Source organism: Candidatus Ishikawaella capsulata Mpkobe (genome assembly GCF_000828515.1).
In the GTDB taxonomy this organism is placed as follows: Bacteria; Pseudomonadota; Gammaproteobacteria; order Enterobacterales; family Enterobacteriaceae; genus Ishikawella; species Ishikawella capsulata.
Genome location: NZ_AP010872.1, coordinates 528,013 through 546,115, shown reverse-complemented (window position 1 = coordinate 546,115; position 18,103 = coordinate 528,013). Strand labels below are relative to the sequence as shown.

Annotated in this window: 19 protein-coding genes; 9 read left to right on the top strand and 10 right to left on the bottom strand. The window is 31.4% G+C overall.

Annotation, left to right across the window (positions count from 1 at the left end):
* Positions 1-3: 3 nt before the first annotated feature.
* The gene (gene bioA / locus ICMP_RS02375; protein WP_041069580.1) at positions 4-1,293 is read right to left on the bottom strand and encodes an adenosylmethionine--8-amino-7-oxononanoate transaminase; all 1,290 of its coding nucleotides are present in this window, start codon (positions 1,291-1,293) and stop codon (positions 4-6) included.
* 75 nt (positions 1,294-1,368) lie between these two features.
* Here bioA and bioB point away from each other — a divergent pair, with 75 nt between their 5' ends.
* The 9 genes from bioB to gndA all read left to right on the top strand — a co-directional run bounded on the left by bioB (position 1,369) and on the right by gndA (position 9,674).
* Positions 1,369-2,409, top strand: coding sequence for a biotin synthase BioB (bioB, locus tag ICMP_RS02370; protein ID WP_041069577.1), 1,041 nt, complete (start codon positions 1,369-1,371; stop codon positions 2,407-2,409).
* Entirely contained in the window at positions 2,409-3,560 is a 1,152-nt protein-coding gene (locus ICMP_RS02365) for an 8-amino-7-oxononanoate synthase (RefSeq protein WP_041069574.1), read from the top strand. Before bioB ends, ICMP_RS02365 begins: the two co-directional genes overlap by 1 nt.
* Positions 3,541-4,299 (top strand): malonyl-ACP O-methyltransferase BioC, encoded by a 759-nt coding sequence (gene bioC, locus ICMP_RS02360; RefSeq protein ID WP_041069571.1) that lies wholly within the window; start codon positions 3,541-3,543, stop codon positions 4,297-4,299. The genes ICMP_RS02365 and bioC overlap by 20 nt, the downstream gene beginning before the upstream one ends.
* Complete coding sequence (gene bioD, locus ICMP_RS02355) at positions 4,296-4,982, top strand: dethiobiotin synthase (protein WP_041069568.1); 687 nt, start codon at positions 4,296-4,298, stop codon at positions 4,980-4,982. The genes bioC and bioD overlap by 4 nt, the downstream gene beginning before the upstream one ends.
* A 227-nt stretch (positions 4,983-5,209) precedes the next feature.
* Positions 5,210-5,455: a molybdopterin synthase sulfur carrier subunit gene (gene moaD / locus ICMP_RS02350; RefSeq protein ID WP_041069565.1), complete on the top strand. Its 246-nt coding sequence runs from the start codon at positions 5,210-5,212 to the stop codon at positions 5,453-5,455.
* 1 nt (position 5,456) lies between these two features.
* A complete protein-coding gene (gene moaE / locus ICMP_RS02345) occupies positions 5,457-5,921 on the top strand; it encodes a molybdopterin synthase catalytic subunit MoaE (RefSeq protein WP_041069562.1) in 465 nt (154 codons plus the stop codon).
* Positions 5,922-6,167: 246 nt separating this feature from the next.
* On the top strand, positions 6,168-6,854 hold the full coding sequence (locus ICMP_RS02340) for a Bax inhibitor-1/YccA family protein (RefSeq protein ID WP_041069559.1): 687 nt from the start codon (positions 6,168-6,170) through the stop codon (positions 6,852-6,854).
* A gap of 129 nt (positions 6,855-6,983) precedes the next feature.
* Complete coding sequence (dcd, locus tag ICMP_RS02335) at positions 6,984-7,571, top strand: dCTP deaminase (RefSeq protein ID WP_041069556.1); 588 nt, start codon at positions 6,984-6,986, stop codon at positions 7,569-7,571.
* 696 nt (positions 7,572-8,267) lie between these two features.
* Positions 8,268-9,674, top strand: coding sequence for an NADP-dependent phosphogluconate dehydrogenase (gndA, locus tag ICMP_RS02330; RefSeq protein WP_041069553.1), 1,407 nt, complete (start codon positions 8,268-8,270; stop codon positions 9,672-9,674).
* Between the two features lie 76 nt (positions 9,675-9,750).
* On the opposite strand, the gene hisIE is transcribed toward gndA, so the two are convergent.
* The 9 genes from hisIE to ICMP_RS02285 all read right to left on the bottom strand — a co-directional run bounded on the left by hisIE (position 9,751) and on the right by ICMP_RS02285 (position 18,073).
* Positions 9,751-10,374, bottom strand: a complete 624-nt coding sequence (gene hisIE / locus ICMP_RS02325; RefSeq protein ID WP_041069549.1) for a bifunctional phosphoribosyl-AMP cyclohydrolase/phosphoribosyl-ATP diphosphatase HisIE — start codon at positions 10,372-10,374, stop codon at positions 9,751-9,753.
* Positions 10,368-11,144, bottom strand: a complete 777-nt coding sequence (gene hisF / locus ICMP_RS02320) for an imidazole glycerol phosphate synthase subunit HisF (protein WP_041069546.1) — start codon at positions 11,142-11,144, stop codon at positions 10,368-10,370. Before hisF ends, hisIE begins: the two co-directional genes overlap by 7 nt.
* On the bottom strand, positions 11,126-11,863 hold the full coding sequence (hisA, locus tag ICMP_RS02315) for a 1-(5-phosphoribosyl)-5-[(5-phosphoribosylamino)methylideneamino]imidazole-4-carboxamide isomerase (protein ID WP_041069543.1): 738 nt from the start codon (positions 11,861-11,863) through the stop codon (positions 11,126-11,128). Before hisA ends, hisF begins: the two co-directional genes overlap by 19 nt.
* Positions 11,863-12,453: an imidazole glycerol phosphate synthase subunit HisH gene (hisH, locus tag ICMP_RS02310; RefSeq protein ID WP_041069539.1), complete on the bottom strand. Its 591-nt coding sequence runs from the start codon at positions 12,451-12,453 to the stop codon at positions 11,863-11,865. Before hisH ends, hisA begins: the two co-directional genes overlap by 1 nt.
* Complete coding sequence (gene hisB, locus ICMP_RS02305) at positions 12,453-13,523, bottom strand: bifunctional histidinol-phosphatase/imidazoleglycerol-phosphate dehydratase HisB (protein ID WP_041069536.1); 1,071 nt, start codon at positions 13,521-13,523, stop codon at positions 12,453-12,455. The genes hisH and hisB overlap by 1 nt, the downstream gene beginning before the upstream one ends.
* A gap of 4 nt (positions 13,524-13,527) precedes the next feature.
* A complete protein-coding gene (gene hisC, locus ICMP_RS02300; protein WP_041069534.1) occupies positions 13,528-14,598 on the bottom strand; it encodes a histidinol-phosphate transaminase in 1,071 nt (356 codons plus the stop codon).
* Positions 14,599-14,607: 9 nt separating this feature from the next.
* Positions 14,608-15,903, bottom strand: a complete 1,296-nt coding sequence (gene hisD, locus ICMP_RS02295) for a histidinol dehydrogenase (protein ID WP_041070168.1) — start codon at positions 15,901-15,903, stop codon at positions 14,608-14,610.
* 4 nt (positions 15,904-15,907) lie between these two features.
* Entirely contained in the window at positions 15,908-16,807 is a 900-nt protein-coding gene (gene hisG, locus ICMP_RS02290; protein ID WP_041069531.1) for an ATP phosphoribosyltransferase, read from the bottom strand.
* Between the two features lie 516 nt (positions 16,808-17,323).
* On the bottom strand, positions 17,324-18,073 hold the full coding sequence (locus ICMP_RS02285; RefSeq protein WP_052456833.1) for a DUF2076 domain-containing protein: 750 nt from the start codon (positions 18,071-18,073) through the stop codon (positions 17,324-17,326).
* Positions 18,074-18,103 lie beyond the last annotated feature (30 nt).

Sequence of the window (18,103 nt, the reverse complement as noted above, 5' to 3'; positions counted from 1 at the left end):
ATATTAATAGTAAAAAAAATCCGAATGATCTAGAGCTTCACTAATTGCGTTAATAAGTTTATCGAGCTGTTTATAAGTAATGATATAAGGGGGTATTAAATAAATTACTTTATTAAAAGGTCGAATCCAAACATCTTGTTTAACAAAAAATTCTTGTATAGCAGCAATATTAATATATTGGTGAGTTTCAATAACTCCGATAGCACCTAGTACTCGAACATCTGCTACCCTGGAATGGTTATTTAAAGATACATACATTTTTTTTAGATGTTTTTCAATATTTGCTACTTGATTAAACCATTTGCCTTCTATTATAAGAGATAAGCTTTCACAAGCAACCGCACAAGCGAGTGGATTACCCATAAAAGTAGGACCATGCATTAAACAATTTGTAGCACTACTTATAGTATGTGCTATATCATTGGTAGTTAAAGTAGCAGCTAAGGTCATAGTACCACCTGTAAGTGCCTTACCTAAACACATGATATCAGGCACAATATCTGCATGTTCACAAGCAAATAATTTACCCGTACGTCCAAACCCCGTAGCAATTTCATCTGCTATTAATAGTAAACCATAGTGACTACACACTTCTCTAACTCTTTGCAAATAACAGGGATGGTAAAAACGCATACCACCCACTCCTTGTACTATTGGTTCTAAAATAATTGCTGCTAAATTATTATGATGTTGTTCTACTTTTTTATAAAAATCATCTAGTTCACTTTCATTCCAAGAACTATAAAAACTACAGTTGGGTGCAACAGTAAAATAATTTTTTGGCACAAATCCTCGCCATAAACTATGTATAGAATTATCTGGATCGCACACTGACATTGCAGATAATGTATCTCCATGGTATCCACCCTTTATTGTTAAAAATTTTGGACGTTTTTCTCCACGACCTAACCAATATTGCATAGCCATTTTCATTGATACTTCGACAGCAACTGATCCTGAATCCGATAGGAAAACGCATTGTAATTCTTTTGGTGTGATTCCTACTAATTTCCGACAAAGAGATACAGCGGCAGGATGTGTAATTCCTCCAAACATTACGTGTGACATGTAATCTATTTGCTTTTTTAAAGCATGATTTAAACGTTGATGATTATAACCATGTATAGCTGACCACCACGATGACATACCATCGACTAATTTACGTCCATCAGCCAATTCTAAACAGCAACCCTTTGCAGCTACTACAGCATAACATGGTAAGGGATTACGCATAGAAGTATATGGGTGCCAAATATGTTGGCGATCAAAAGTAAAATCGTCAAAATTGAACATCTCTCTTGTAAATCATAATCAAAACATTTAGTTTACATACATAATTATTTAAAATACTACTTTTAGGAGTAAATAATGCTAAATAATCATCAATGGAAATTAAAAGATGCTCAAAGATGCTTTGAGAAGCCTTTTCTAGAATTGATGTTTGAAGCTCAGCAAATACACCGAAAACACTTTGATCCTTCTCAGATTCAGATTAGCACTTTGTTATCACTGAAAACTGGAGCTTGTCCTGAAGATTGTAAATATTGTCCACAAAGTTCTCATTATAAAACTAATTTAAAATCCGAACCACTTATGAAAATACAATCAGTTATAGAAAAAGCTCGTCAAGCAAAACAATCTGGGTCAAGTCGTTTTTGTATGGGAGCTGCCTGGAAAAATCCTCAAGAACGAGATATGCCTTATTTGGAACAAATAATAAGAGAAATAAAATGCCTAGGATTAGAAACTTGTATGACACTTGGAACTCTTAATGCTAGTCAGGCATCTCGTTTAGCTGCAGCTGGTCTTGATTTTTATAATCATAATCTAGATACTTCATCTAGATTTTATAATAGTATTATTACTACTCGTAAATATCAAGAACGTCTTGATACTTTAAATAAAGTTCGTGAAGCCGGAATTAAAATTTGTTCTGGTGGAATTATTGGTTTGGGTGAAACGGTGAATGATCGTGCAGAATTGTTACTGGAGTTAGCTAATCTTCCCATACCTCCTGAAAGCATACCTATCAATATGTTAGTAAAAGTAGAAGGAACTCCGTTATCAAATAACAAAGATGTTGATGCATTTGATTTTATTCGTACTATTGCTGTTGCCAGAATCATGATGCCAACTTCGCGTATACGTCTTTCTGCCGGTCGTGAAAAAATGAACGATCAAACACAAGCTATGTGTTTTATGGCAGGTGCAAATTCTATATTCTATGGTTGCAAATTACTGACTACACCTAATCCCAAAGAAAATGAGGATTTAATGTTATTTCGTAAATTAGGATTACGGGCTGAACCAATAAATATCGATAGAGATTATGATGAGTATAAAAATGAACTTAATAATCAAATAACCGACAAAAAAAATAAACAATTCTATAATGCTGCGGCTACTTGATGAGTTGGTCTGAGCGAATAAACAAGGAATTATCCATTAGATTGAGTATGGATGCTTTACGTCAACGCCCTATCATTGAATATAATACTACTCGTTGGCTAATTAGTAAAGGTCGTAAATATCTAAATTTTTCTTCTAATGATTATCTGGGATTAAGTCAAAATCCAATGATTATTGAACACTGGCAGCAAGGTGCTGAATTAGGAGCAGGCACAGGTGCTTCAGTCCAAGTAATTGGATATCGTCTACAACAATTTCAATTAGAACAGGATTTAGCTAAATGGTTAGATTATCCTTGTGCGTTACTTTTTAATTCAGGATTTATTGCTAATCAAGCGTGTATTTATTTATTAGCTAGAAAACGGGATCGCATTATAGCAGATAAATTATGTCATGCCTCATTAATAGAAGCTGCCAGTTATAGTCCAGCAAAACTATATCGATTTAATCATAATAGATTAGATAGCTTAGTTAGTCATCTTAATAAGCCCTGTCTAGGTAATACCTTGGTTGCTACTGAAGGTATATTTAGTATGGATGGAGATCAATCACCTTTAATAGATATTGCTTATCAAACACATTGTCAAAATAGCTGGCTTTTAGTAGATGATGCACACGGTATTGGAGTAATAGGTGAAGGAGGAAAAGGTAGTTGTTGGCAACATAAAGTGAAACCAAATATATTAATAGTAACTTTCGGGAAGGCATTTGGAGTCTCTGGAGCTGCTGTATTATGTAATGAAGCAACTGCTGAATATTTTAATCAATTTTCTCGCCATTTAATATATAGTACAGCTATGCCACCAGCTCAAGTTGCAGCTTTACAAGCCGCTTTACGAAAAATTCAAGAAGGTGACGGATTAAGAAAAAAATTAAAACAACATATCGCCCATTTTCGCGCAGGTGCAAAAAGTTTACCTTGGTTATTAAAACAGTCTACAAGTGCCATTCAACCGTTAGTAGTCGGCAAAAATTCATTGGCGTTATATTTAGCCTATCGTTTACGTCTGGCTGGATTTTGGATAACGGCAATACGTCCTCCTACAGTTCCTGTTGGTACATCACGACTACGTATAACTTTAACAGCAGCACATGAATTAGAAGATATTGATAGATTATTGGAGGCACTACATGAAGTTGCCAGTAAATAAGCTTGAGATCGCACATGCTTTCGGTCGTGCTGCGGTTCATTACAATAAATTTTCCGAATTACAGAGATTGATTGGTGACAAAATGGTAAGTTTACTACCATTTAACTTTACTGGAGATCTTCTTGATGCAGGATGTGGCCCGGGATGGTATAGTACATTTTGGCGAAAACGTGGATATAGAGTTACTGCTATAGATATATCGGAAAAGATGTTAATACAAGCACGTAACAACACATCAGCTGATAGATATCTTATTGGTGATATTGATTCCTTACCTTTATTAAAGGAGAGCATGGATATAGTATGGAGTAATTTAGTAGTCCAATGGAGTACTGATCTACGTAGAGCACTATGTCATTTTGTTCGAGTGACAAAAATCGGAGGATTTATAGTCTTTTCTACTTTAATAGCAGGTTCTTTGCAAGAGATACATGATGCTTGGCGTCATATTGATGATTATTCACATGCTAATCATTTTTTAAGTAAAGATGACATCTATTATGCTTGTAAAGGTTTTACAGTGAATCTTAAACATCAAATAATTACATTATATTTCCCAACTGCAATTAGTGCCATGCGTTCTTTAAAAGGCATAGGAGCTACTTATTTACATCAAGGACGTAATAACAATATATTGTTAACACGCGACCGTTTAGCTAAATTAGAAACTTTCTGGCCACATGATGCTAGAGGCTATCCTTTAACCTATCAATTAATATATGGGATAATTAATAAATGAAGTCTTTATTTATTACTGGAATTGGCACTAATGTTGGTAAAACAGTAGTTAGTAGAGCATTATTAGAAATTGCTGGAAAAGGAGGATTGAGTACAGCAGGGTATAAACCAGTAGCATGTGGTGGGAAAAAAATCGGAAATAATATTTGTAATGAAGATGCTTTGATACTTAAAAAGTATAGCAATGTGCAACTTGCTTATAATGAAGTTAATCCTTTTAGTTTTACAGAACCTACTTCTCCTCATATAAATAGTTTACATGAGGGTAAACCAATTATACTAAATATTATTTCTCAAGGGTTGAGAAGACTCGAGTCAAAAGCAGATTTAATCATAATAGAAGGAGTAGGTGGATGGTATACACCTATTTCTATGGAATCTACGATGGCAGATTGGGTAATAAGAGAACACCTACCGGTAATTTTAGTAATTAATCTTAAATTAGGTTGTATTAATTATGCGTTATTAACGGCTAAGGCAATAATTGCTAGTGGTATACAATTGATGGGGTGGATTACTAATGCAACTGAATTATCAGATAAATGGCAAGAGGATTATATAAAGATTTTCAGAAATATTTTACGCGCTCCTTGCTTAGGTAATATTCCTTGGCTTAATAATGATCTTGTATTTACTAATTGGAATAATTATCTCAATTTAGATTTTTTAAAAATCATACCTTAACCTATTATTGTAAGGACTAATATTAGTAACTAATTTAATTATTGAAATACTAAATTTTAGTAAGCATTTGTTATAATTACATTATATATTATGACATTGCCTGAATAATATTTCTTTCAATAAATCATTAAAATTTCATGGTGAAAATATCCATTTAAAATTTAATCAAGTGAGATATATTTATATAGTATTTATGACCATAAAATAGTCCTGTATGAGAAATAATTATGATAAAAATTATGTTTTTTGCTCAAATAAGAGAATTAGTAGGTATTAGTCAGCTATTTGTAGAAAATAAGTATACAGATGTAGAATCATTGCGTAGATCATTAATTAATCGTGGTAGTCAATGGGCAATAGCGTTGGACACAAATACTTTACTATCATCTGTAAATCACACATTAGTACCTATGAATTACCATTTGACTGATGGTGATGAAGTAGCTTTTTTTCCACCGGTGACAGGAGGCTGAGATGGAAATAAAGATATGTGTAGGAAATAGTCCTTTTAATATTTGCCAGGAATATCAATGGCTAAATGCATGTGATCGAGATGGAGCAGTTGTTACTTTTACTGGTAAAGTACGTAGTCATAATGATGATAAAAGGGTTTTGCGATTAACTTTAGAGCATTATCCAGAAATGACAGAAAAAATTTTAAAAAAAATCATTATTGATGCAAGTTATAGGTGGATATTACATCGTATTATAGTAATACATCGTATAGGCGAGCTTTCTTCTGGAGACAATATAGTTCTAGTAGGAGTTAGTTGCTTAGATCGCAGTAGTGCTTTTTCAGCAGCAGAGTTTATCATGGACCATATAAAAACACATGCTCCTTTTTGGAAAAAAGAAGCTACTATTCAAGGTAATGAATGGATAAGTATGAGAATAAAAGATATTAAATTGGTTAATAGATGGAATAATCTATCCAGATAATTTTAAAATATTTGCCAGATAAATATATTTTGTATATAGTATATATACGAAATATTTAAAACTATCTATTATATCAAAAAGATAAATGTAATAATTAAATAAATATTTATAGCATTGATCAATATCTATAGGAAGAATATAGATAACTTATAAAATAAGTTGTCTGTAGCTTAATAATTAATATTTTTTAATTATTGAAAAGTTGTACAACAAAATATCTTATTGGATTGGAGAGGTTTATCTAATATGCATAGATATGCACATACTAATAGTTCTATGATAAGACAGAACCCTCTTTTACAAGATTATCTTTATCAAGTATATGGTTGGATGACTTGTGGTTTGTTATTAACAGCTTTTGTCTCTTGGTTTGCAATTCATACACCTAGTGTTGCAGGAGTGTTATCAAGTAAAAAACTAGTTTTGACTGTAATGCTATTACAATTTTTTGTAGTCTCTACAATTTCTGGTGTATTAGAGCAACTAAATAGTCGTGTGGCTACGATGTTGTTTATGTTTTACTCATCTCTTGTTGGCTTAACAATATCAAGTATAGTGGTTTTTTATACAGCGGCTTCTGTGAGCAGTGATGTTGTTATCACAGCTGGTATATTTGTTACCATAAGTTTATATGGGTACTTAACTAAACAGGATTTAAGTGTTTTTCATAATTTATGTGAGATTGGTGTAATTGGAGTTATGTCAGCTTATTTGGTAAATATTAAGTTGAATTCGCTAAACTCATTCATTACATACATTAGCGTAATACTGTTTGTGTTTTTAACAGCATATGAGACTCAAAAACTAAAAACAATTTATAAAAATGTGAATTTAAATAATCAAGATCAAATGCGCCGTTATTCCATAATAGGTGCTATGGGTATTTATTTAGATTTTATCAATTTTTTTATGATATCTTTACTTATACTATAAAACAGAAATGAGTATTTTTAAATTTGCTTGCTGTCCTGGTACTATGGTGTAGATTAAATCTCATAAAAAATTATTAATATAAATTAGGAAATTTTTTTTTAGTATAATGGATGCAGGAGAAGAATATTAATGCGGCTGTGTGATAGGGATATAAAAAATTGGTTAGATAACCATAAATTAAATATTACCCCAAAACCACCTATTCAACGTATTAATGGAGCTACCGTAGATATATGTTTAGGTAATCAATTTAGGGTTTTTAATGGATATAATGCACCATTTATTGACTTAAGTGGATCTCAAAGTAAAACAAATACTATATTAAATCAAGTTGTCAGCAATGAAATAGTGCTTTCAGATGGACAGGTTTTTTTCTTGCATCCAGGAGAGTTAGTACTTGCAGTTACTTTGGAATCAGTAAGTTTGCCGAATAATCTAGTTGGATGGTTAGATGGACGATCTTCATTAGCACGTCTTGGTTTAATGGTACATGCTACAGCTCATCGTATTGATCCTGGTTGGCAAGGGAGTATTGTTTTAGAGTTTTTTAATGTAGGAAAATTGCCTTTGGCATTAAAGCCTGGAATGCTTATTGGTGCATTAAGTTTTGAATTACTAACTGGTCCAGCAGAAAGACCTTATAATTCTCGTAAAGATGCTAAATATCTTAATCAACAAGGAGCTACTAGTAGTCGTATCGCTTCAGATCCCTCGTAATTATTTAAGAATTTTTCTAATGAATTTATAAAAGTAGAGTAATTAATATTTTTTAGGTTATCAATCTATCTAATAATTATTAAGATATTAAAAATATATTTTCCATAATTGTAATATTAGTGCTTTGCGTTGGTTGCGGGTTTACAATATGTGCTGTAATGTTTTATTATATAATATTTATCGAAACATTACCTTATTAAAACAGATATTTGATGTATGAATATTTCATTTTGTGTTTAACTCATTTGCTACAGTTTATAGAGTCATGCATACCTTATTCCGAATTTAGTTATCTAGGAGGTGGCACTGCTGCATACTGCATATACACGTTTTAAACTCATTAGTGCTTGATGCAATATTGGAGTAAAAAACGTGGATACACATTCTTCTGCTATAATAGAATAGTTCATGAATCAGATCAAATTAGTGAATATATAAGAGGAAGACCTAATAATTTATCACATTGAATTTTTCAAGTAGCAATTAGTACATAAAAAAAATATTCCGACTATTGTCATAAAATATCAAAGCAGTGATACTGTATAACATTATCTCTCAGTATAATAATGAATTTAATTATCGCAGCTTGATAAATATAATCATTATATATTGTAATTTAATTTAATACCTTGGTTAATTCAACTGATTCATATATAGTATCGTCGTATACTACTTTATTTAAAAATCGAGCATATAATGTCTAAACAACAAATAGGTGTAATAGGTATGGCAGTTATGGGACGTAACTTAGCCATGAATCTAGAAAGTCGTGGTTATACGGTATCCATATTTAATCGTTCATGCGAAAAAACAAATGAAATAATAGCACAACATCCTTTTAAACATCTTGTACCTTTTTTTTCTTTAAAAGATTTTGTAAAATCTCTGGAAAAACCTAGATGTATTTTTCTCATGGTACAAGCAGGAAAATCAACAGATGATATTATAAATTCTTTAATGTATGACTTAGAGAAAGGTGATATTTTAATTGATGGTGGCAATGCATTTTATAAAGATACTATTAGACGTTGCGAATATCTTACTAAACATGGAATTCAATTTATTGGTGCAGGTATATCGGGAGGGGAAGAGGGAGCATTAAAAGGTCCGGCAATTATGCCTAGTGGACATAAAGAAGCTTATCTAATAGTTGCTCCAATTCTAAAAAAGATAGCTGCTTACTTTAAAGATGAACCATGTGTTAATTATATAGGTCCTAATGGATCAGGTCACTATGTTAAAATGGTACATAATGGTATTGAATATGGTGATATGCAATTAATTTCGGAAGCATATTTTTTATTAAATAAACTTTTAAAATTGAATAATGAAGAAATAGCAAATGTTTTTAAGCAATGGAATAAAGGTGAATTAAATAGCTATCTTATTGAGATTACTCAAAATATTTTTCATAAAATCGATGATAAAGGCAATTACTTAATTGATTTCATTTTAGATGAAGCATCAAATAAGGGAACTGGTCAATGGACTAGTCAAAGTGCTTTAGAATTAGGTGAACCATTATCAATTATTACATCATCTGTATTTGCTCGATATTTATCTGTATTAAAATCTCAACGTTTGAAGGCTTCAAACGTATTATCTGGTCCCTTAGTAAAGGTGTTCAATAAAAATACAAATCTATTTATAGATAAAATTGGTCAGGCTCTTTATTTAAGTAAAATTATTTGTTATACACAAGGTTTTTCTCAACTAAAGAAAGCTTCTGATAAAAATCATTGGAATATAAACTACAGTAGTATTGCAAAAATATTTAGAGCTGGTTGTATTATTCGAGCTAAACTATTGCAGAAAATATCACATGCTTATGAACAAAATCCAAAACTAGTTAACTTATTGCTAGATAAATCTTTTCAAAATATTGCTAATGATTATCAACAAGAATTGCGAGATGTTGTAACTTATGCTATTCAAAATGGATTAGCAATACCAGCTTTTTCAGCTGCTATTGCCTACTATGATAGTTATCGTTCACCAACACTACCAGCAAATTTAATTCAAGCTCAGCGAGATTATTTTGGTGCTCACTGCTATAAACGTATAGATACGCCTGGGATGTTTCATACGGAGTGGAATGACTAATAATTATTAGTTATTTTAAATCAATAATAGAACATTGTTACTAATTTTTCTGTGAATGTTATATTATCATAATAGTTTATCGTTGATAATGACGCATTTTTAAATTATTAATAATGGCATTTAAATCTAAATCGTGAATTTGGAGAAGAACTAACAAGTGATAAATTAAATCTGATACTTCATTGATTAACTCGTTGCGATTATTAGTAACAGCTGCTAAAGCTGTTTCCAATCCCTCTTCTCCTACTTTTTGAGCAATGCGTTTGATTCCTTGAGTGTATAGTTTAGCAGTATATGAATTATCACAAGAAGAACTATTTTTACGAGATGCTATTAATTTCTCTAAAAACCATAGAAAAGCCCAACTAGACTGATAATTATCTAAAAAACAACTGTCATTCCCTAAATGACATGTAGGACTTATAGGATCTACTAATATTAATAAAGCATCATTATCACAATCGGGAATAATACTCTTTGTTTTTAAATAGCAACCAGAGCTTTCACCTTTTGTCCACAAACGATTCTTAGTCCGAGAAAAAAAAGTAACTTTATGATCAGCTAAAGTTTTTTGTAAGGCATCTTGATCCATATAACCATGCATTAAAACTTGACCAGAGCTATTATGCTGTATAATGACAGGTATTCTTCCATGTGTTTTCACCCAATTCAATTTAGATAATATTTTTTCACTCAACACTGACGGATCTCCACTCCATGTTTAATTAAGAATTTTTTTAATAACCCTATATTAATAATCTGCTTATGAAAAACTGATGCAGCAAGTGTGCCATCTACTTTAGCTTCATTAAACGCTTGTAAAAAATGATCCATAGATCCTGCTCCTCCAGAAGCAATTAAAGGAACTTTACATAAGTGTCTTGCTTTTTTTAACTGAACTATATCATAACCTTCACATTCCCCATCTTGATTCATCATATTTAGCACTATTTCTCCGGCTCCTAATTTTTGTACTTCTTGTATCCATTCAAGCATATCCCAAGAAGTGACACGAGTACATAGTTCATCACCAGTATATTGATTAACATGATATCTACCATTAATTTTATCGAACCATGTATCTATACCAATGACAACACATTGCACACCAAATCGATGAGCAAGCTTAGTGATTAATGCAGGATTAGCTAATGCTGGTGAATTAATAGATATTTTATCTGCACCATAAGAAAGAACACGAGATGCATCTTCTTCGCTTTTAATGCCACCAGCTACACAGAAAGGAATATTAATGACTTTTGCCACACGATAAATCCAACTTTTATCTACTACTCTACCATCACTAGATGCAGTAATATCATAAAATACTAATTCATCTGCTCCTTCTTGTACATAACGTTGGGTTAACTCAAGTATATCACCTACTATAGTATGATTACGGAATTTTTTTCCCTTGACTACTTTACCATTAAGTACATCTAAACAAGGTATTATACGTTTTGCCAGCATTTTATTGCCTCTGCCAAAGTAAATTTGTTTTCTAATAAAGCTCGCCCAATTATTACTTCTTGTACACCACTGCAGCGGAGTTCTTGAATATCTTGGAGAGAACTTATACCTCCAGAAGCTTGAAAAATAATAGAAGAGTATCTCTTTACAATTTCTTTATAAAGATCTATATTAGGTCCACTTAACATCCCATCACGAGAAATATCAGTACAAAGAACATATTTTAACCCAAAATCAAGAAATTCTTGAATTATTTGTTCTAAGGTAAAATAAGTTATTTCTTGCCATCCGTTAATTGCTACTATTTTTTCATTATTACCGCTAATACGTATATCTATAGCTAATACAATAGTATCTGGATGAAACATTTTCAACCATTCTTTAACTAATCTGCTATTTTTTATGGCCATAGAACCTATAACTACTCTTTTTACACCAGTATCCAGTATCGTTATAATATCATTATAATTACGAATACCTCCTCCTATCTGGATAGGTATATTGGTACTATTTACTAAATATTTAATTAATTTTGTTTGTCTTTTATCAGGTTCTTTTGCTGCATCTAAATCTACTAAATGGAGCATTTTTGCCCCTTGTTTTTCATAGGTTTGTAAATGTGCTAATATATTATCACCATATTCATATGACGATCTATAATCTCCTTGTTGCAATCTGATGATTTTACCATCAATTAAATCTAAGGCAGGTATTATCATTATGTCTCCAAAAAATTTTTGAGTAATTGGATACCTAATTTACCAGAACGTTCTGGATGAAATTGCACACCATAAAAGTTATTTTTCTGTAATGCAGCCGTAAATTTTTGACCATAAGAACAATATGCAGTTGTGGTGGTATTTAATGGCATAGCATAGCTATGAGCAAAATAGAAATAAGAATTGTCTGGAATATTATAAAATAGAGGAGTATTAGCGGACTTAATAATTTTATTCCATCCCATATGGGGTAATGATAAACCATGAGCATTCATAAAAAAAACAGGTTCATTTATAATACCTAAAGTTAATATTCCTTGATTTTCTGCACTATTCATACCTAATAATTGCATACCTAAACAAATACCTAGTATAGGTTTAGTAAATTCTTTTATTAATTTAATTAAATTATTTTGATTTAAATGTTGCATAGCTACTTGAGCAGTGCCTACACCGGGAATAATCAATTTGTCAGCTTGTATTAATATATTAGAATCACAGCTAATTTTAGCTTCATAGCCTAAGTGCTTAATTGACCACTTAACTGAAGCTAAATTAGCACATCCAGTGTCTATAATAACTACATTCATCAGAGTATTCCTTTAGAACTTGGCACCGTACTGCTATTTTCTATATGAATTGCTTGTCGTAATGTTCTACCAAATACTTTAAATAAACTTTCTACTCGATGATGGTCGTTTTTACCTTTAGTTTTTAGATGAAGTGTACTTAGCATATTACAAGATAGTGAGCGAAAGAAATGTTCTACCATTTCAGTACTTAGATCACCAATTTTCTGATATTTAAAATCTGATTTAAAATGAAAAAATGGACGCCCACAAATATCTAGTGAACAAAATGCTAAACATTCATCCATAGGTAGTACAAATCCAAAACGCTTTATTCCTCTTTTATTTCCTAGTGCTTCTATTAATGCACTTCCTAAAGCTAATCCAGTATCTTCTACGGTATGATGATCATCTATATATAGATCACCTATCGCTTTAATGTTCATTCTAAAACCACCATGAACAGCTATTTGATTTAGCATATGATCAAAAAATCCAATACCTGTATTAAAATTACTGTTGCCTTCTCTATCTAACCATACCTCTACTTGAATGTTTGTTTCTTTCGTAGTACGATTGATAATAGAATAACGATCAATCTTTGTTAATGTCTTTTTAATACTCTCCCAATTTTCTCCGTTATTACCATATTTAATACTCTTAATTCCCATATTTTTCGCTAATTCAATATCTGAAATTCTATCTCCAATCACATAACTATGATCTAAATCAATTAGACCTTTTTGTAACCACGGCTCAAGCATCTTGGTTTTTGGTTTACGGCACTCACAGTTGTTATCTGAAGTATGTGGGCAAATTAGGACATCATCAAAATATATACCTTGCGAATTTAAAATTTTCATAATAAAATTATGTGGCTTATAAAAATTATCATTTGGGAATTTACTGGTACCTAATCCATCTTGATTAGTTACCATTACTAAGCGATAACCTACATTTTGTAAAGCCAGTAAAGCGGGAATTACCTTAGGTTCAAAATTAATTTTATCGACATGATCTATTTGAAAATTTTGTTGGGGTTCAGTGACAATAGTACCATCTCGATCTACGAACAGAGTTTTTTGATTCATGTTTTTATCCCATTGGTAAAATGTGTAAAGCATCAATTAGTTTTTTACATTCATCAATAGTACCAATAGAAATACGCGCACATCCTTTTAAACCGTAATTATTATTTTGATCTCTAAGAATAATACCCTTATTCCAAAGATATTTAAATACTTCGTGATAATTATAAAAACATACTAATATGTAATTAGCTTCACTTGGAAAAATTTTTTCTACATATGGACACTCAGTAAGTTTTTTATACAACCAAGAACGATTATTTGTTATTTCATTTACACGTTGACGCATCATTTCAATGCCTTTAGTATTTAATACTTGGCTGGCAATATCTGCTACTAAAGTAGAAAGGGGATAAGGAGCAATTACTTTGAGTAATAAATTAATAACTAATGGATTAGCTAAGGTAAATCCACAGCGTAAACCAGCCAATGCAAAAGCTTTAGATAAAGTTCGTAACACGACTAAATTTGGATGATCTTTTATCCATTCCACAATGGTAGCTTCAGGGCAAAATTCCACATACGCTTCATCTATGACTAATATTATTTGGGAATCTATTATTTTTAATAATGACTTAAGATCCCTAGGATTTAGAATATTTCCCGTAGGATTATTTGGATTACAGAGAAATATGATTTTAATATCATCTAGTTGATCGCTGATAGCTGATAAGTTAAGCTGCCAATTAAATACAGTGTTGATAGCTTTACATTTTACTCCCAGAGTCATCGCACTAAATTTATACATACCATATGTTGGCGGACATATCAATATAGCATCTTGGTTAGGTTCACAAAAAGTACGTATTAATAATTCAATAGCTTCATCTGCCCCTCTGCTAACCAAAATTTGATCTGGACTTAAATTAGCGTAATTAGCATACCTAGTTATCACTTTATTTGGTTGACATTCAGGATAACGATTCAGTAAGGGTGCTGATAATGAATATGATATAGGTAAAGGATATTCATTAGCGTTTAACCAAATATCACCTACTCCTCCTATACGACGTGCTGATTGATAAGGAATTAATGTCTGGATATTTTTACGTGCTAGTGCCTTAATATTAAAATTCATTCATGTCCCTTATATTGCAGCTATACGTAGAGCAACAGCTTTTTTATGGGCTTCCATTTGTTCATATTCTGCTAATATTTGAATTGTTTCTGATAAATTTACTAATCCTAATTGTGTTAGTTCTTGTACTACCATACGTTTTTGAAAATCAATTACACCTAAGCTAGAATAAGTATTTGTATAACCATACGTTGGTAGTACATGATTAGTACCAGAAGCATAATCTCCAGCTGATCCTGGTGACCATTTACCTAAAAATACCGAACCAGCATTGGTAATTTTTTCTAATAAATCCCGCGGATTTTCTGTTTGAATAATTAAATGTTCCGGTCCATATTGATTAGCAATCTGTAGACATTGATCTAAATCTCTAGCTATAATCAACGAGCTATTATCAAAAGATTTTTCTATGATCAATTTACGCTTGAGATGATTAATCTGTTGTTGTATCTCTTCTATGACATTACTAATAATTGTCTTTTCAGGAGTTAAGAGAATCACTTGTGAATCAGCTCCATGTTCTGCTTGTGAAAGCAAATCGGCGGCCACAAATGCAGGATTAGCACTGTTATCCGCAATGATCATAATTTCTGAGGGACCTGCAGGCATATCTATGGCTGCTCCATCAAAATATTGACTAACCTGTCTTTTAGTTTCAGTAACATATATATTACCTGGTCCAAATATTTTATCTACTTTAGGAATAGATTCAGTTCCAAATGCAAGAGCAGCAATTGCTTGTGCTCCACCTATTTGAAATATTTCTGTGATGCCACATAAATATGCAGAATATAATATCTCATTAGTAATTGGTGGAGGTGAACATACTACTATGCGGTTACAACCGGCTATTTTTGCTGGTATAGCTAACATTAATAAGGTAGAAAATAGTGTTACTGAACCTCCAGGAATATATAATCCTACACAATTTATTGGCCGTGTAACCTGTTGGCAACGTACTCCTGGTTGTGTTTCAATATCTATTGTTTTTAATGTTTGTGCCTTATGAAAAGTTTTAATATTTATAAAAGCTTTGTTTATTGCATGTTTAAGATTTTTATCTATAGCTGCATCAGCTTGAGCAATATGATGGCTATCGATTTGAAATTTATTTATTTTGATTTTATCAAAACGTAGACTAAAACTACGTAAAGCTTTATCTCTATCGCTTCTTACTCGTTCTATTATGTCCTGCACTGTTTGAGTAACTTTATTAGAAGTTATAATTAGGGGTCTTGCTAGCAAGGATTGTTGTTCCTTAACATTACATTTTTCCCATTGCACTGGTACATAAAATTTTTTCATCATTTTACTCCATCATTTTTTCAATCGGCAAAACAAGAATAGAACTAGATCCTAAAGACTTAAGTTTTTCCATAGTTTCCCAAAAGAGATTTTCACTACTCACCATATGCATAGCCACTCTATTTGTTTCGCCTGCTAGTGGAACTACAGTTGGATATTCTGCTCCTGGCAGTAAATTCATAATTTCTTGTATACGTTCCCGTGGAGCATGTAGCATAATATATTTTGATTCTTGTGCTTTAATAACCCCTTGAATTCGTGTAAGTAATTTACTGATTAATTCTTGTTTACTAGATGATATACTACCTGGTCTCTGTATAAGTACTGCTGTTGATTTATATACAATTTCTACTTCGCGTAAACCATTAGCCTCTAAGGTAGCACCAGTAGAAACTAAATCACAAATAGCATCAGCTAAACCAGCACGGGGAGCAACTTCTACGGAACCATTTAATAAGCAGGATTTAAAAAAAATTTCATATTTATCAAAATATTTTTTTAATAAATGTGGATAAGAAGTAGCAATGCGAAGATTATTTAAACATTTTATTGTATTATATTTTTTTGTTAACGGTATTGCTAATGATAAACGACAATTCCCAAAATCTAGTTTACGCAAAGTAAAAAATTTTGGATTTTCTCCTTGTGCACGACGTGTTAAGAATTCTTCTTCTAATACATTTTGACCTATAATGCCGAGATCTACTACATCATCCATTATTAAACCTGGAATATCATCATCACGTACACGCATAACATCAATTGGCATATTTTCTGCAAAAGCTATTAGACGTTGATGTTGTAAATTAATCTTAATACCACAACGTGCTAGTAATTTACGAGAATCTTCACTTAGTCGCCCAGATTTTTGTATAGCTATGCGTAAGCGATTTTTATCTAACATAATGCATTTTCTCTTTTTAGTTTTTGAAGTATTATATTAGTTATAAGATAACCCTGAATGAATTTTCATAGGAGTATTTTTTTATTTACATGGATAGAAGATTATATCTTTTAATTTTTCTTAAAAAGATTAATTAGATTAACAAAGATGAGGATTATTCAACTCAACACGAAAGTAAATTCATAATTCTGAATAATATTCGCTATCAAATTAGCTGAGATATGAGTACTAGACCACATATTTTGACATGTAATTATATTTAATAAAACATTAATAAATATATTATTAATAGATTAAATCGGACATAAAAATTATTTTTATGCAGTCATTAGTTATGTGATATATAGGTACCTATTAATTGGTAAATATTATTACAATAATATATATGAGTGTAATTTTAAATACCTATTTTTTTCTCCAATAGTTTAACATTATTTTTCCACCTAACCAATTAATCAACTATTAACTTCTAATAGTTATTAAACAAACCATAAATTTTTATATGAAACTGCCATCCTATTCATTATTGTCATAGTTTGAATCATCCTGATCATATAATAAAGAATCATTATTATCATCCTGGTTATAATCTATATCTGAATCCTGGTTATAATCTATATCTGAAAGCGACATTTCTTCCTGTAGTATTGAACTTGAACTTATGTCGTCATCAGTATTGTCATGGTGAGTAGGAGAAATATGATTAATTAGTATTGTGTTGTCATCTGATGTATGGTGATGGTGAGTAGGAATATTAATTCCCTCTTGTGATAGAGAAGGATGAACAAATGATTTTAGCACATCTCCAATCATTACTCCTCCTGCCACTCCTAGCGCTGTTCTTAGTGCGCTATTAAGAAAACTTATATTTTGTGAAGAAGATATTGGTGTTGATGATGGAATACTAGTATTTTTCTGTATCTTTCCATAAGAACCAACAGGTATTTGCTGGCTATTGCTAGATGATCTTTGTCTATCAAAAACTTCATTAATACCAAATAGTTTCGATAAAAAACCTTTACCTTTATCTTTATCTTTTGATGCAGCAGCGTCTTTTTCTAGATTACTAATCTGTTCATTTAGTTTTTTGATAGCTTCTTCCTGGATAAGAATGACTTGAACCATATAATATACGGCTTCAGGGTGTTTTTCAATATGTTCTTTAATTAACTTTTCAGCCATTTCATCACGCGGAGCAGTCTTGTTATCTGCATTTTTTAAACGATCGAATAAACCATTAATCATTTCCTGTTCAGTGTTATTCATAGTTTAACCTCATTGCATATGAAATATTTA